Genomic DNA, 16,516 nt, shown 5'->3' on the forward strand with positions numbered 1-16,516 from the left:
GAACCTGTTCATCTAATGCGTACAATAACTGTTGCCCCGTCGTCGCTCCAGCGTATGCCGTCCGGTGATGCAACGTTCCTCCGAAGCGTCGGAAGTCGAGTAACCCTTCCGGTGTCCGGTTGAACATGACACCCATGCGGTCGAACATATGGATGATCTTCGGTGCTGCTTCCGCCATTTTTTGAACAGGTGGTTGATTTGCGAGGAAGTCTCCACCGTATACCGTGTCATCGAAATGCTGATATGGTGAATCCCCTTCCCCTTTCGTATTGACTGCTCCGTTNNCACAAACAGAGTGTGAGCGTTTGACGGGTACGAGTGAGAATAACTTAACTGGTACGCCTTGCTCTGCTGCTTTTATCGTAGCCATCAGACCGGCAAGCCCTCCGCCGATGATGACAAGATTCTTGTTCGCCATGTTGTCAGTTCCCCTTTCCTTACAACACGCCTGCAAACGTTAAGATCGAGCGTACGCCTACAAACGATAAACCGATGAATACGAGTGCTGCCACGTAAGACATCGCCCGTTGAGATGCTGGTGACTGCGTGATTCCCCAAGTAATACAGAACGTCCATAGTCCGTTCGCGAGGTGGAATGTCGTTGCCAAGATCCCGACGATATAGAACGCTAACATGAATCCGTTATCGACGATGTTCTGCATCATGCTCGCATCAACTTCTGTTCCCATCGCAGCGGCAATCCGAGTCTCCCAAACGTGCCATGTGATGAACACGACGAGGAACACTCCGCTAAACCGTTGCAAGACATACATCCAGTTCCGGAAATATGTATATCGTCCTGTGTTCGCAGAACCCGTGAATGCGATGTAAACACCGTAGACACCATGCAAGATGATTGGAATGAAGATGACAAAGATCTCTAAGAACAATCGATACGGAACGCTCCCCACAAATTCCGCGGCCTTATTGAAGTCTTCCTCACCACGTACGATGAAGTAGTTCGTCGTTAAGTGCGAAAGTAAAAATAACCCGATTGGAATGACGCCGAGCAGTGAGTGTATTTTACGACTCACGAAATCACGATGATTCGCCATCCAAATCCCCCCTTTTGTTTGCCAATCAACCGTTGGCGCATTTTGGTAGAAAAGCGCTTTCATAAGGAAATTCGTCTTTTCATCACTTATTCTACTCCTGTCCTTTTTAGAAGACAACCCGAGCCGTTGCATTTAACTGCAAATTTTTTCAGGAAAACAATGACCTGCTAGAATCATCTCGGTATAATGGTTGGCAGATAGGAGTGAATCATGATGGATGTTACACCAAACCAAACACCACTTTTCGGAATCGAACTGATCCGGGATTATGTGTTAACCGATCTTCTAGGATCGGATTATCGGCAAGTCATCTACTGGGCAGGTAAACGTCTCGCGCGTCAATTCCCTGTCGTGGATGAATCTGAATTGGCCTCATTCTTTGAACAAGCCGGTTGGGGAATGCTCGAAATCAAGAAACGTAAAGGAACGGTCATCTCGTTCGTACTGTCTCCTCCTGATACGACGAGAGATGAACGGCCACAAGGCTACTTTCAACTCGAAGCCGGTTTCCTCGCTGAACAGTTTTCTCGTTTTAACGGATGTGTTGCGGAAGGATATGCTGAGACGAGTAAAGAGTTTGTTCAAATCACGGTCCAAATCGATCCAAAAGATCCACTCGAACCAATCGGTCGAACTTTACATAGAATGTGACAGGAATCTTTATTTTCAACATCGAAATAGATTCATGAAACTTTTTGTAGCAAGTGATCGTAAAATCATGCGTACACAAATTGCGAGGAGGAACTTTACATGTTCAAAAAACTAGCAGCAGATTTAACGGGATTCAGTGATATCGGACAAGTCATTCATCCTGATGATTTCGACAAGGCAGCCGCTGACGATTATGTTTTACATGAAGACGGCGAAAAAATCTATTTCTTGATCAAGTCCAAATCTGACGAGTATTGCTTTACGAACTTAGCCTTGATTCACCTTGATGGAGAAAGTGCTGTCAGTTCAAAACGTGTACTCTACCGCTATCCATATGCACATTATCCAATTCGCCACGTCATGTTCGAAACGGCCGGAACAGTCGACCTCGATGTCGAGATCAAGTTCGAGATTGGTGGCAAACATTATTCGATCGACGTTGATAAAAAACAACTGGAGCATGTAAAGGATCTGTATAAGACATTACTTGCCATCGCTGAAAAACAATACGAAGGACAAAAGATGCTCGAGTTCGCGAATAGCTCATTAAATCATTCGGTCACGATTCTCGGTGGTCTTCGCCAAGGCGACATGAATGTTCCGCAAACATTCAAGGAGTTGTCTGAACAATCCTTCGAGTGGCTTCAAGGTCACTACCATCAGTGGAACCAGCGTGATTTCGGTTCGTACTACGAGAAGTACATCAACAACTAATGCCATAAAAAAAGCCGCTCTCTTCACGAGGACGGCCTTTTTTCATTCTTCATTCGCTTGGCTTAAATACTCAGCAACGGTTTCCGCTAATTTCACAGGCAATCCTGCCTCAGCCAACTGTTCGATCGTCGCACGTCTTAGACTACGCATCGACCCGAAATGACGGATCAGCTGTTGGCGTCGTTTTGGTCCGACTCCTGGTATCTCATCGAGCAAGGAACGGGTCATCCCTTTCGAACGAAGCGAGCGGTGGAATGTGATCGCGAATCGGTGGACCTCATCTTGCATACGCTGAAGTAAATAAAATGCACTTGAGCGAGGGCTGAGTTCGATCAATCGCGCATCTTCTCCAAACAACAACTGACTCGTCCGGTGTTTGTCATCTTTTTTTAATGAGCCGACCGGCAGGGATAGGCCGAGTTCATCTTGAATGACTTCTAAAGCAGCATTCAACTGTCCGACTCCTCCATCAATCAGGACGAGATCCGGAAGGCGCGCTCCCTCAAGTAACAAGCGTCGATAACGCCGACGAACGATTTCCCGCATCGATTCATAGTCATCCGGTCCTTGAACCGTCCGAATCTTGAACTTCCGGTATTCTTTTTTCAGTGGTTTACCGTCTTCAAAGACGACGAGCGCCGAAACGGCATCCGCTCCTTGGATGTTCGCATTATCGATGATCTCGATTCGGGACAATGGATGAACATTGATTGCATCAGCGAGTTCTTCTACTGCCTGAACGGTCCGTTTCTCATCCCGCGCGAGTAGTTCGAAACGTTCCGAAATCGCGTTTTCAGCATTTTTCGTTGCTAAATCAAGTAATTTCCGTTTTGATCCTCGGACCGGAACATGAATTTTGATCGAGAGCGCCTCTTTGAGCAGAAGTTGATTAACGAGTGGTGGTACATACAGTTCACTTGGTTTGATGTTCTTCTCATAGAACTGGACGATGAAACTCTCGAGTTCCTCTGCTGGTGTTCCGTAGATTGGGAAGAGCGAGACATCACGTTCAATCATCTTTCCGCCGCGGAGGAAAAAGACTTGGACACACATCCAGCCTTTATCAACGTGGATCCCGAATACATCGCGTGATGTCAAATCTGCTGTAATCATGTTTTGCTTGTTCATGATCGACTCAATGGCTCGGACCTGATCCCGTAATTCTCCGGCACGCTCGAATTCCATCGTCTCAGCTGCTTCCGCCATCTTGTGCTTCAAGCTTTCGACGAGTTCCTTCGTGTCTCCGGACAAAAAACGTCGAATTTCCGAAACGAGCGCTTTTTGTTCCGACTCGAGATTCGGTATTTCGCATGGACCGAGACACTGACCGATATGGTAATACAGACAGAGCTTCTTCGGCATCGGCTGGCATTTGCGTAGCGGATATAAACGATCTAACAGACGTTTCGTTTCGTTCGCTGCATATGCATTCGGGTAAGGACCAAAATAATGTCCGCCATCCTTCTTCAACTTACGCGTCGTAATCAAGCGCGGATATGTCTCATTCGTAATCTTCAGATAAGGATAGGATTTGTCATCCTTCAACATGATATTGTACTTCGGATCATGTTTCTTAATAAGCGTCATCTCAAGCAATAACGCTTCTAGTTCACTCGCTGTAATAATGTATTCAAAATCACGAACTTCCGCAACGAGGCGTTCCGTCTTGATATCATGTGCTCCTGTGAAATAGGAACGGACACGGTTCTTGAGATTTTTTGCTTTTCCGACATAAATGACTTCACCAAATTCATTTTTGTGTAGATAACATCCCGGCTCATCAGGCAAAAGGGATAATTTCGCTTTGATATGTTCTTGATGTCCCAAATAAATGTCTCCTTTCACCGTTTTTAGTTTTATTCGTTCGGGTAAATACCATACATTGATTATGACATACGGAGGATGAAAAATGCGTACATATGATTGCATTGTGATTGGAACAGGTTCCGCTGGAAATCAAGCGGCTTATAAATTTGCTGAAAAAGGACTACGTGTTGCCATCGTTGAAAATTTCACGCCGGGGGGCACATGTGCCCAACGTGGGTGTGACGCTAAAAAAATTCTGCTGACGGGTAGTGAGACGAAGGATGCGGTCGAGCGCTTGCTCGGATATGGCGTAAAGGGATTAATTTCAATCGATTGGCGCCAGTTGATGGAGCGCAAGAATGAATACACGCGCGCCATTCCGGAACAAACACGAAAACGATACGAGGAGACGGACATCGACTATTTCCACGGCGAACCCCGCTTCGTCTCTTCACACCGTCTCCAAATTGGTGAAGAAGAAATCGAAGGGAAACAATTCCTGATCGCAACTGGTTTACGCCCTCGCGAGTTATCTGTACCCGGTAGTGAACGTTTTATAACGAGTAATGAGTTTTTGGAACTAAAAGACCTCCCACGTCGACTCGTCTGTATTGGTGGCGGGTACATCTCGTTCGAGTTCGCGCATCTTGCTCGGATTGCTGGTGCAGACGTCACGATTGTTTTACGTTCTAACCCCTTAAAACAATTCGAGAGTGAACTCGTCGATGTCTTACTCGATGCTACGCAAGCACTTGGCATCTCGATCATCAAAGAAGCAGAGGTCGTCGCTTACGAAGAGGAATCACTTCGTTTATCGAACGGTGACGTGTTGAAGACGGACGTCGTCTTGAATGCGACTGGACGTGTCGCAAGTATCGACCAACTCGGACTCGAAGAAATCGGTGTTTCCCATAATGAAAAAGGAATCCATGTCAATGCGTACCTGCAGTCTTCTGTCGAACATATCTATGCCGCAGGAGATGTCGCTGTCAGCGGGAATCCCGCGTTGACGCCGTTTGCTGGAACCGAAGGACGACTCGCTGCCGATAACATGCTCGAAGGGAATAACCGGAAACTGGAACTGCTCCCTGTACCTAGCGTCGTATTCACTGCGCCGAACCTTGCCCTCGTCGGTGAAACGGAAGTTTCCTTAAAAAAAGCAGGTATTCCGTACCGTGGTCGTTTGATTGATACGTCCTCTTGGCAAACAAACGCACGCATCAAGGATAATTTTGCTCGGGCGAAAGTGCACGTGGGGGAAGATGATCAAGTACTAGGCGCACACTTCATTGGTGTCAATGCGGCGGAACTCGCAAACTATTTCTCGTTTGCGATGCAACACCGGATCCCTAGTACTTCGATGCAACAGACTGGATTTGCTTACCCGACACCTGCTTCAGACATTGCTTCGTTATTCGAGGATTGATAGGAGGCTTTTTGATGATTCAATACGGCTATACGATTTTATACGTTGAAGACACTGCACGGACGCTGACATTCTATCGAGACGTTCTTGGCTTATCCGTCAAAGCGGAGCACGGAAGCTACATTGAGTTCGAGACCGGTCAGACAACACTTGCCTTCAATACTCGTGAAGACGTGCAACGGTTGATTCCGGATTACACGATCCCAAGCGGAAAAGCGCAGCAGACGTTAGAGATTGGTTTCGTCACGGATGACGTCCCTACGCTTTTTCAAAAGGTGGAAGCTGCCGGATACAAGACCGTACTCACGCCTGTTGAAAAACCATGGGGGCAAGTCGTTGCGTACGTGCTTGATCCGGATGGTCACCTCATCGAACTTTGCACACCTATGTAATCTAAAAAAACAGACCGTTCTGCCTGTGCAGAACGGTCTGTTTTGATATGCAGGAAAGAATTAGTTAGATGTTTCAACGAATTCTTTAAGTGCGTCTTTTGGCATGAAGCCCATTGTTTTGTTGACAGGTTGTCCATCTTTGAAGAGAACGAGTGTCGGGATACTTTGAACTTGGAATGCTCCAGCTACTTCTGGGTTTGCATCTACGTCAACTTTAACGATTTTTACATCTTGCATGTCAGCATCGAGTTCTTCAAGAACTGGTGCGAGCATACGACATGGTCCACACCATGTTGCCCAAAAATCAACAAGGACGAGTCCTTCTTGTGTTTCTTCTTTAAATGATTGGCTAGTTGCGTGTACGATTGCCATTGATCATAACCTCCTAATGAGTAGATCAACCCGTTAAAAAAATGGGTGATCTCTTTATTGATTCGAGTATATCATAGCAGTCTCTTCCAACAAACGAAACTGCTCACGTGAAGAATTCGTAAAAAATAACCGGTACCATCTGCATGGCACCGGTACATTCACTCATCCGTGAACAAGCATTTTTTTGAATTCAGCTGTCAATAGTGGCACGACATCGAACAAATCTCCGACGATGCCATAGTCCGCGACAGAGAAGATGTTCGCTTCCGGGTCCTTATTGATCGCAACGATCACTTTGGCATTTGACATCCCTGCTAAGTGTTGGATCGCACCTGAGATCCCACACGCGATATAAAGATCCGGTGTAACGACTTTACCTGTCTGACCGATTTGAAGCGCATAGTCGCAGTAATCCGCATCACAAGCACCACGCGAAGCACCCACTGCTCCTCCGAGGACATCTGCTAGTTCTTGTAACGGTGCGAAGCCGTCCGAACTCTTGACGCCTCGTCCACCTGCGACGATGACTTTTGCCTCTGATAAATCAACACCACCTGTTGCTTTACGTACGATGTCTGCGACGATCGTCCGTAAATCCTTCAGTTCAACCGTAACCGACTCGACCGTTCCTTGTGAACTCCCCGTTTCGAGCGGATCGATGTTGTTCGGACGGACCGTAAAGAGTGTCTTGCCTTCTGCGACTTTGACTTTCTCGAATGCTTTCCCTGAGTAGATCGGTCGGATGAAAGTTGCTTCCGCGCCTTCCCCTTCAATCGCCGTCACATCACTGATCAAACCGGCTTGTAGTTTTGCCGCGATCTTCGGTGATAAATCCTTACCGAGCGACGTATGACCGAAGACGAGCACGTCGGGTGACGTCCGGTTCATCAACTCGAGGAAGACTTGTCCATAACCGTCTGGCGTGTAGTGTAGAAGACGCTCATCCTCGACGACGAGGACTTGGTCCGCTCCGCGTGATGCTAATGCGTCGGCATCCTTTGCGACATCGTGTCCAATCAGGACCGCGATGACTTCATCCGCGACACGTCGCGCTGCTGCGATTGCCTCAAACGACACATTCCGTAAACTGCCATCCCGTGATTCTGCGAGTACTAATGCTTTTGTCATTCGTTTCTCCCCCTTAGACCACTTTTGCTTCGTTACGTAATAATGATGCGAGCTGCGCGACTTGCTCGTTTAGTTCACCTTCGAGAATCTTACCGGCTGCTTTGTTCGGTGGTAAGAAACGTTCAATCGTCTCTAGACGTGGTGCGAGTTCATCTTCATCGAGTTCAAGATCATCGAGTTCGAGTTCTTCAAGCGGCTTCTTTTTCGCTTTCATGATCCCCGGAAGACTTGGATAGCGTGGCTCATTCAGTCCTTGCTGCGCAGTCACGAGTAACGGAAGTGTTGTTTCAATCGTTTCTGTATCCCCTTCAGCGTCACGTGTCACGACAGCCTTCGTGCCGTCAAGTTCGAGTTTTGTGATCGTCGTCACGTAAGGAATATCGAGCAATTCTGCGACGCGTGGTGCCACTTGACCACTTCCGCCATCAACTGCGACGTTTCCAGCGATGATAAGATCGACTGTCTGTTCTTTTAAATAACCAGCAAGTACTTCAGAAATCGTGAAATGATCCGCCTCTTCGATGTCATCCTCAATCGAGATGCGTACTGCTTGATCCGCTCCCATTGCGAGTGCTGTTCGTAATTCTTTGTCCGCGTCTTCCGGACCGACCGTCACGATCGTCACAGTTCCCCCTTGTGCATCACGGACACGAATCGCCTCTTCTACCGCATATTCATCATATGGGTTAATGATGAACTCAGCCCCATCCTCATCGATTTGACCATTTTCGAGTTGGATTGCTTCTTCCGTATCGAATGTGCGTTTCAACAGTACATAGATTTCCATCTCATGCTCCCCCTTATCGTCTATTCACCATCATTCTTTGTATCCGCTTACATAATTGTTGTCATGAAAAGGGCTTAACTCAGCCCTTTGATCAACATCCGATGGATCCCGTCGCGTGTCTCAAGCAACTCATATTTGAATCCACTTGCCATCCAGCTCGTCACGACCTCATCGATTGTTCCGAAGATCATCTGACGCGCTAATCGATAATCGAGTTCGTTTGAAAACTCGCCTGTCGTCATCCCGTGCTTGATGACACGGTCAATCAGATGCAGGTACGGTTTCAAGACGGCGGCAATGTTTTGGCGCATGTCTTGATTGGATTGACGTAGCTCGATTTGCGTGACGACAGCCAAATCATAATCAACGGATAATTGCTCAAGATGTGCCTCGATCAATGCGGCCAATTGTTCTGTTGCTGACGTGTGATTCGCGATTTGTCCTTCGGAATATTCGATGAAGCTTCCCATTTTCGCTTGGAATAGCGAAATCAGCAGGTGTTCTTTATTCTTGAAGTACAGATAGATCGTTCCATCCGCAACACCGGCTTCCTTTGCGATGGCGGTCACCTTCGCTCCATGGTAGCCGTTTTTAGCGATGACTTTTACGGCGGCATCAATGATGCGGTCACTCTTTGACATTGTTCGTTTCATTCCACTATCTCCTAACGCATAAAATGAATGATGGTTCATTCATATTTATTCTATCATGCCATTTTGTCCTGTCAACTGCTTTCTTCGAGTTGTTTGGCACGTTCTTCTTCAACAAGAACACGACGGAGAATCTTCCCGACGAACGTCTTCGGTAACTCTTGTCGGAATTCGTACTGCTTTGGCACTTTAAATGACGCTAACTGTTTACGACAGAATTGATCAAGCTCTTCTTCTGTGACCGTCATCTCATCCTTGACGACGATGAACGCCTTGACGGTCTCTCCACGATAGGCATCCGGAACACCGATGACGACGGCTTCCTTGACGGCCGGATGCTCGTACAAGATTTCTTCGACTTCACGTGGATAAATATTAAATCCGGAAGCAATGATTAAATCCTTTTTCCGATCAACGATCCGGAAGTAATGATCTTCGCCGATATAGCCAAGGTCTCCCGTGTGCAACCAACCGTTTCGAAGAACAGCTTGCGTCTCTTCTGGTCGTTTCCAGTATCCTTTCATGACTTGCGGACCTGTGACGATGATCTCACCGATCTCACCAGGAGTTGCGGGTGTCTCTCCATCCGCTTGGACGATTTTCGCTTGCGTATCGGGTACCGGAATACCAACCGTTCCAGGAATCCGGCGATCCCAGATACAGTTTGTATGCGTCACCGGACTCGTCTCAGACAAACCATATCCTTCAACGATTCGTCCGCCCGTTAATGCTTCGAATTTTTCCTGGACTTCGACCGGCAGTGGAGCTGAACCTGAAATACAAGCTTCGATTGAAGACAGATCATATTTCTTTAGCTTCGGATGGTTCAACAGACCGACATACATCGTCGGTGCACCAGGGAACAGATTTGGTTTTTCCTTATGAATCATTTTCAATACTTGTTCGATGTCGAATTTTGGAACGATGATTTGCTCATAGGCATTAAAAATACCGAAATTGAGGTTACATGTCATGCCATAGACATGGAAATACGGAACGACAGCTAACAGTTTTCGTCCATCTCCCCGCTCATATTTATAAAACCATTTGTCGATTTGCTCGACATTCGCACTCAGGTTATAGTGCGTCAGCATGACACCTTTTGGAGCACCTGTCGTTCCACCCGTATATTGAAGAACCGCGACATCTTCTTTCGGTTGAATCGCAACCGGTGTAATCGGTTCATAACCACGTAGCGATAAAAATGGAATCGAACCCGTCGTATCGATGACGATGTTGTTATCTTTCCGTGCTTTAATGGGATACAGTTTATTTTTAGGGAAGGGAAGATAATCCGCGATGCTTGTTGTCACGACCGTTTTGAGTGCCGTCGCCGCTTTGACGCGAGATGCTTTCGGATAAAGTAGGTCGAGGGTCACGAGCAGATGTGCACCTGAATCGATGAGGATCTGTTCGAGTTCACGGTCCGTATAGAGCGGATTCACCTGCACGACGATTCCACCAGCATAGAGGACAGCATAATAACTGATCATATACTGGGGACAGTTCGGTAACATCAGTCCGACACGATCTCCTTTTTTGAGGCCATGCTCTTGAAGTAAACTTCCGAGTGCATGTGCTTCGTCGCACACTTCACGAAACGTCATACGTTTCCCTAAGAAACTTAAGGCACGTTGTTCTGGAAAATCAGTCGCTGCCTCATCAAGTGCCTGATAAAGAGGTATTTCTCGGTAATCAATCGATACGGGTACTTGCTTTGGATAATCAGATAACCAAACGGATTCCATACGTTTCCCTCCCTGATAATGAATTACTATTCATTTTCATTATACGTTGATTTGAATTCGACATGCCAGTAAAATCCAAAAAAAGAAATTGAATCTGCTTGTTTTTTTGGTTATTTCAATCAAAATTTTAATACTAAAAAAGCAGCACCTCCCTTTCTCGATTTCCGAAAAAGAGAGGTGCTACTTTTGAATCCATATTACCGGGAGGGATATGTGAATCCTTCCCCGATGACTTCTCGCACTTTATGAATGACGACGAAGGCGCGGGGATCCGCTGCTTCGACGATTTGTTTCAACGGTGCCAGTTGTCGTTTATCGACGATCATATACAACATGTCATTCTTTTGTTTCGTGAAATGACCATGACTGTGGATGACAGTTGCGCTACGTCCGAGCGTCTCCGTCAGAATCGTCGCGATTTCTTCTTGGCGATGGCTAATGATCGTGACCGCTTCGCGGACATTCAATCCTTCACTGACGAGATCAATCAAATACGAACCGATGATAATCGCAATTAACGTGTACAGCATCGTCTCTTCTCCAAATAGAAAACCTGACGCACCGACAACGGCGACATCGATGATGAACATCGAGACTGCGATACTGAGATTCAAGTATTTATTCATCAGTCGAGCGATAATGACACCACCGCCCGTCGTTCCTCCCGCACGAATGACGAGTCCGATTCCGACACCAATCAAAATACCCGCATAGACCGTACCAATCAAACGGCTATCCGATGATGTCGCAAGGTTTGCTGTCGAAGAGAGGACAAACGATGTGACGGCGACTGAGATGACTGAGTAAAGCATCGTCTTCCGGCTAAGGAATCGATAACCGACAACGAACAGCAAAGCGTTCGCAAGCAAGGAGACAAGTCCCGTATCCCAACCGTAAAGATAGTAGAAAATGACCGTGATCCCAATCAATCCACCTTCTGAGAGATCATTTGGAATCGTAAAGTAGTTGATTCCAAATGCGAGAATCGACGACCCGATGATAACCCAGAAGATGTCCTTCCAAGAAATCAATTGCATCGCCTCAAAAGCACGGCGTCTCGTTTCTGTCGTTGTTGATGTTTTTCGTACGTTCATATGCGTTCCTCCTTTTTTGATTAGGCGTGGCTCAATAAAAATTCCGTACTGAAACGATGTCAGTACGGAATGATCACACGGTAAGACCGGTTCTTTTAATTAAATACAATCCAGAGGATACCGACAACCAAAAAGGCGATCGAAACCCCGAACATGATTTTCGCTAAACGTTCTAACACGGATTCACCCCACTAACGCTGATCCGATGACGTAGGACATGCCGATCGATAAAGCGCATGAAATGATACCGACAGCAATGTTGCCATTCTCGATTTCACGGTCTACCGGCAAATTCGGTGTCAGGAATTCAAAGATCCAATATGTCGATATCAACAATAAGAAGCCAAAGGCACTTTCAAGAAATATCGACCCGACTCGTTCTTCCCCTTGAACAGCGAAATGAACGATATTGGCGAGTCCGATGATTTTTCCACCTGTTGCTAACGCAACGGCGATGTTGCCACTCTTGATATGTTCCCAGTTTTTATACCGGGTTGTCAACTCAAAAAGTGCAAGCCCCAAAATGATCAGTAATCCCGCGACCGAATAGAGCGCTGTCGTATAGACATAGACGTTCTCAAAAATGTTCATCTTGCTTTCCTCATTTCAGTTCGATGATCGTCACACCGTGTCCGCCTTCACCTTGACCACCTAACCGGTGACCTTTGACGTGACGATGACCTTTCAAGAATTCTTGGACACCTTGTCGCATCGCTCCCGTACCCAAGCCATGAATGACACGGATGTGGTCGTAATTCGATAACAAGGCTTGGTCCATGAAGCGTTCGAGCTTCGATAACCCTTCTTCGACACGCACGCCACGTAAATCCAGTTCAGCCGAAGGTGTCGATTGTTTCGTCACACTCGTTCCACCAGAGCGCCCTTTCGCTTGTGGACGTTTTGGTGTACTGCCAACCTTCGCGAGATCTTCCGGTTTGACGTTCACCTTCATGATGCCGACTTGGACGGTATACTCCCCGTTCGCCTGTTGGTTGATAATGTAGCCTTTTTGATTGAAGGTCGTGACTTTAACTTCTTCGCCTTTATCAAATCGCGGCGTTTGGTCGTATTTTGCTTTTACTTTAGCTATCCGCTTCTCTTGCAGACTCGGCTTCGCGTCTTCGAGTCGCTTCCGCGCCTCGATCAGTTCATGCTCTTTGACGGCACCAGCGTCTCGTAATTCCTTCAGACGTTTGATGACGCCTTCTGCTTCTTTTTGAGCGCGTTCGACCGCACGTGTTGCTTTTTCTTCCGCTTTTGCCAGAATTTCGTTTTTCTCTTCCTGGATCTCAGCTTGTTCTTGCTCGAACTGCTCTCTCTCTTCGACAAGTCGTTTTTTCTCTTCTAACAACTGTGCCTCTAACGTTTCAGCCCGCTGTTTCGCTTCTTCTAATCGTTCGATCATCGTCTCGACAGACTGTGCGTCGCTACCGATCTGACCACGTGCCGCGTCGATGATCCGGTCCTCGAGTCCAAGACGTTTTGAAATCTCGAACGCATTCGAGCGTCCAGGTACACCGATGAGTAAGCGATAGGTCGGACTGAGTGATTCGACATCGAATTCCATCGACGCATTGACGACCCCTTCTCGGTTATAGCCGTACGCTTTTAATTCTGAATAGTGCGTCGTCGCTGCCACACGTGCTCCGCGTCGCTTCACTTCATCAAGAATCGCGATTGCTAGGGCAGCCCCTTCTGTCGGATCCGTTCCCGCACCTAACTCATCGAACAGTACTAGACTCATAAAATCGATTTTTTCCATCATTGAGACGATGTTCGTCATGTGTGAACTAAACGTCGATAAGTTTTGTTCAATCGACTGTTCATCCCCGATATCGGCATAAATCGCATCAAAGACACTGAGCTCCGTCTCATCTGCAGCTGGCACGTATAGTCCCGATTGCACCATCAATTGCAAAAGACCGATCGTCTTTAAGGTAACTGTTTTACCGCCGGTGTTCGGACCGGTGATGACGAGTGACGTAAAATCCCCACCCAGTGATACGGTAATTGGTACGACTTCCTCTTTCGGGATGAACGGATGCCGTGCTTCCTTCAGAATGATATGGCGGTTTTCGTTCAAGCGTGGCTCGACCGCTCCAATCTGATGACCGTATAATGCTTTTGCCATGATGAAATCAAGTTCTGCTAATACATCCAGATTGATGCGTAGCGAATCACCAACGCTACCGACAAGTGCCGATAGTTGTGCAAGAATTCGTTCGATTTCCGCCCGTTCTTTCAAACGCGCTTCTTGAATTTCGTTGTTCGCAGAGACGACAGCTTGCGGTTCGATGAACAACGTTGCTCCAGAAGCCGACTGATCGTGGACGATTCCGCCGAACGCTTGACGATATTCTTGTTTGACCGGTACACAATAACGATCGTTTCGCATCGTCACGATGGCGTCAGACAGCATCTTCGCTTTACTACGTAAGACGTTATCGATTTTTGAACGAACTTGTCCTTCGAGCGAGCGTAACTGACTGCGTAACGCTCGTAATTTATCACTCGCTGAGTCTTGGACAGTCCCTTGATCGTCGATGGCATGGCGAATCCCCTGTTCGATCTCGACGAGCTTCGTGATTTGCTCGATTCGACTATCAAGGCGCGGTAATCGTAGATCCGCATGGTCTTCGTGTAGCCGTTCTTGGAACGCCTTCACTTGACGTCCCGAGTAGACGACGTCTGCGACGGCTAGAAGTTCACTCGTCGAGAGGACAGAGCCAATCTCTGCCCGTTTGACTTCACTTCGGACGTCCGTCAATCCACCGAACGGATAACGGTCACGCAACCGGTAGACCGTCGTTGCTTCCGTCGTGACAGCTAACAGTTCCTTGACCTGCTCGAAGTCTTCCGCCGGACGCATTGCCCGGACGAACTGTGCTCCGAGTGAACTAGCCGTGAAGGCGAGCATGTTTTCTTTTAACTTCTCATATTCTAAAACGCGTAATGCGTTGGCATTCATTTAATCCACTCCTAAACGTTTTCGACCGAAGAATTCGAGTGCTTCTTCAGCAGACCACGTATTGATGACATCAGACGCCTCCAAATAAGCTTTACGAGCATGGAGGACTCCAAGTTTCATATCTTCTAACATTTCTGGTCGGTGTGTATCCGTATTAATTAAAATCTTCACGCCGGCAGCCTTCGCTTTCGAAAGCGAACTTGCCGTTAAATCAAAACGTGCTGGATTCGCGTTCATCTCAAGCGCTGTTCCTGTCTCCGCTGCTAGTTCGATCAATCGATCGACATTGACGGCGTATCCTTCTCGTCTTCCAATGATTCGTCCCGTCGGATGAGCAATCAAGGAAACATAAAGATTACGACAAGCATTCTCGAGCCGCTGCATGATCTCTTCTTCCGTCTGATCGAACTTCGAGTGGATCGAGGCGATGACATAGTCCATTTCTTTTAAGAACTCATCTTCATAATCAAGTGATCCATCGGGCAAGATATCCATCTCGACACCACATAAAATTGTCATATCGGGATGTTTCTCGCGTGCCGCTTCGATTTCAATACGTTGTGCACGCAGACGTTCTTCCGTTAATCCATTGACGAATTTCATATATTTACTATGATCCGTGATCGCCATCCATGTATATCCGCGTGCAGCACAGGCATCGACTAGTTCTTCAACAGACAACGTACCATCTGACCATGTCGTATGCATATGAACATCGGCTTGAATATCTTGTTCCGTCAAGAGACGTGATAAATCTTGCTCGAATTCATGACGTCCCGCTCGTAATTCAGGCGCGATGAACGGTAAATCATATCGCGCAAACAATTCTTCTTCTGTGTTCGGTTGCACTAATCCTTGCTCGGTCTCGACACCATATTCAGAAATACTCTCTCCTCGCTCTTTTGCGAGTTGGCGCATCCGGACGTTGTGATCCTTCGAACCCGTAAAGTGATGTAATGTAGATGCATACGCCGCATCATCCACGATTCGGAAATCAACCGCGATATAATGAACGTCTCGTTTTAAGATGAGCGATACTTTCGTACTGCCAGCTGCGATGACTTCATCGATGAGCGACAGTTCTAGAAGCTGCTCCTTGATTCGTTCCGGTTCATCCGTTGAGAGAATGAAATCAAGGTCCTTACACGTCTCTTCTGCTCGACGGAAACTTCCTCCAACTTCAAAACGAATGATTGCCTCAAACGATGCAAGTGTCTGATTCAATTCAGCGACGATCTTTCGCATGACACCGTATGGTAATCGCTCCGGTCGTGTTTCAAACGTTTCAAGTGCTTTAACGTACTTCTCGACCGTCTTCTTGCCGAATCCAGGCATCGCTTCGACTGTACCATCTGCTAATTTCTCTGCAAAGGAATCTGCATCAATGACGCCGACTTCATGCAGTTTAGCGAGCTTTTTTCCACCAAGACCCGGAATCTTCAATAAGGCGATCAATCCTTCTGGCACTTCTTGTTCGAGTTCTGTCAGTGCCGTGCTCGTTCCCGTTTCCCGATATTCCTCTAGAACAGCAGCCGTTCCTTTTCCGATCCCCTTCATCGCCGTGAAATCCTCGATCGCCATGAAGTCAGCATCGGATGCTTCGAGAATACTTGCTGCTTTCCGAAAAGCATTAATCTTAAATGGATTTTCCCCTTTGACCTCTAGGTAGACCGATATCCGTTCCAAATGACGCATCGCATCTTGAATCGTACGCATGTGCAGTTC

At 47.1% G+C, this 16,516-nt stretch carries 16 protein-coding genes; 4 read left to right on the forward strand and 12 right to left on the reverse strand.

What is annotated here, in order from left to right; genetic code table 11:
- Positions 1-418 (reverse strand): FAD-binding protein (locus B2751_RS00685; protein WP_290772089.1); only part of this gene is annotated, 418 nt, incomplete at its 3' end.
- Positions 419-437: 19 nt separating this feature from the next.
- Complete coding sequence (locus tag B2751_RS00690; RefSeq protein WP_035406385.1) at positions 438-1,055, reverse strand: succinate dehydrogenase cytochrome b558 subunit; 618 nt, start codon at positions 1,053-1,055, stop codon at positions 438-440.
- Between the two features lie 213 nt (positions 1,056-1,268).
- Here B2751_RS00690 and B2751_RS00695 point away from each other — a divergent pair, with 213 nt between their 5' ends.
- Positions 1,269-1,706, forward strand: a complete 438-nt coding sequence (locus B2751_RS00695; protein WP_035406382.1) for a YslB family protein — start codon at positions 1,269-1,271, stop codon at positions 1,704-1,706.
- 99 nt (positions 1,707-1,805) lie between these two features.
- Positions 1,806-2,420 carry a PH domain-containing protein gene (locus B2751_RS00700; RefSeq protein ID WP_023468990.1) on the forward strand — a complete coding sequence of 205 codons (615 nt, stop codon included), beginning with the start codon at positions 1,806-1,808 and terminating at the stop codon, positions 2,418-2,420.
- Positions 2,421-2,462: 42 nt separating this feature from the next.
- Here the strand turns inward: B2751_RS00700 and uvrC are convergent, their stop codons facing one another.
- Positions 2,463-4,247: an excinuclease ABC subunit UvrC gene (gene uvrC / locus B2751_RS00705; protein WP_056062620.1), complete on the reverse strand. Its 1,785-nt coding sequence runs from the start codon at positions 4,245-4,247 to the stop codon at positions 2,463-2,465.
- 82 nt (positions 4,248-4,329) lie between these two features.
- Between uvrC and B2751_RS00710 the strand changes: the two genes are divergently transcribed.
- Positions 4,330-5,652: a dihydrolipoyl dehydrogenase family protein gene (locus B2751_RS00710; protein WP_290772092.1), complete on the forward strand. Its 1,323-nt coding sequence runs from the start codon at positions 4,330-4,332 to the stop codon at positions 5,650-5,652.
- An 11-nt stretch (positions 5,653-5,663) separates the two neighbouring features.
- Positions 5,664-6,044, forward strand: coding sequence for a VOC family protein (locus B2751_RS00715; RefSeq protein WP_035406375.1), 381 nt, complete (start codon positions 5,664-5,666; stop codon positions 6,042-6,044).
- Between the two features lie 60 nt (positions 6,045-6,104).
- Here B2751_RS00715 and trxA read toward each other — a convergent pair whose 3' ends face one another.
- The 9 genes from trxA to polX form a co-directional block, all read right to left on the reverse strand.
- The gene (gene trxA, locus B2751_RS00720) at positions 6,105-6,416 is read right to left on the reverse strand and encodes a thioredoxin (protein ID WP_023468994.1); all 312 of its coding nucleotides are present in this window, start codon (positions 6,414-6,416) and stop codon (positions 6,105-6,107) included.
- Between the two features lie 162 nt (positions 6,417-6,578).
- Positions 6,579-7,544 carry an electron transfer flavoprotein subunit alpha/FixB family protein gene (locus B2751_RS00725; protein WP_035406372.1) on the reverse strand — a complete coding sequence of 322 codons (966 nt, stop codon included), beginning with the start codon at positions 7,542-7,544 and terminating at the stop codon, positions 6,579-6,581.
- A gap of 13 nt (positions 7,545-7,557) precedes the next feature.
- Positions 7,558-8,331, reverse strand: a complete 774-nt coding sequence (locus B2751_RS00730; RefSeq protein ID WP_035406369.1) for an electron transfer flavoprotein subunit beta/FixA family protein — start codon at positions 8,329-8,331, stop codon at positions 7,558-7,560.
- A gap of 74 nt (positions 8,332-8,405) precedes the next feature.
- A complete protein-coding gene (locus tag B2751_RS00735; RefSeq protein ID WP_052018985.1) occupies positions 8,406-8,984 on the reverse strand; it encodes a TetR/AcrR family transcriptional regulator in 579 nt (192 codons plus the stop codon).
- A gap of 71 nt (positions 8,985-9,055) precedes the next feature.
- The gene (locus B2751_RS00740) at positions 9,056-10,729 is read right to left on the reverse strand and encodes an AMP-binding protein (protein ID WP_056062630.1); all 1,674 of its coding nucleotides are present in this window, start codon (positions 10,727-10,729) and stop codon (positions 9,056-9,058) included.
- A gap of 197 nt (positions 10,730-10,926) precedes the next feature.
- Positions 10,927-11,823 (reverse strand): YitT family protein, encoded by an 897-nt coding sequence (locus tag B2751_RS00745; RefSeq protein ID WP_035406360.1) that lies wholly within the window; start codon positions 11,821-11,823, stop codon positions 10,927-10,929.
- 183 nt (positions 11,824-12,006) lie between these two features.
- Entirely contained in the window at positions 12,007-12,414 is a 408-nt protein-coding gene (locus B2751_RS00750; RefSeq protein ID WP_023469001.1) for a DUF350 domain-containing protein, read from the reverse strand.
- Between the two features lie 10 nt (positions 12,415-12,424).
- Positions 12,425-14,791: an endonuclease MutS2 gene (locus B2751_RS00755; protein WP_290772099.1), complete on the reverse strand. Its 2,367-nt coding sequence runs from the start codon at positions 14,789-14,791 to the stop codon at positions 12,425-12,427.
- Positions 14,792-16,507 carry a DNA polymerase/3'-5' exonuclease PolX gene (gene polX, locus B2751_RS00760; protein ID WP_290772102.1) on the reverse strand — a complete coding sequence of 572 codons (1,716 nt, stop codon included), beginning with the start codon at positions 16,505-16,507 and terminating at the stop codon, positions 14,792-14,794. It lies immediately after the preceding gene.
- Positions 16,508-16,516 lie beyond the last annotated feature (9 nt).

The sequence above is a fragment of the Exiguobacterium sp. UBA6282 genome (assembly GCF_002440475.1).
GTDB lineage: Bacteria > Bacillota > Bacilli > Exiguobacteriales > Exiguobacteriaceae > Exiguobacterium_A.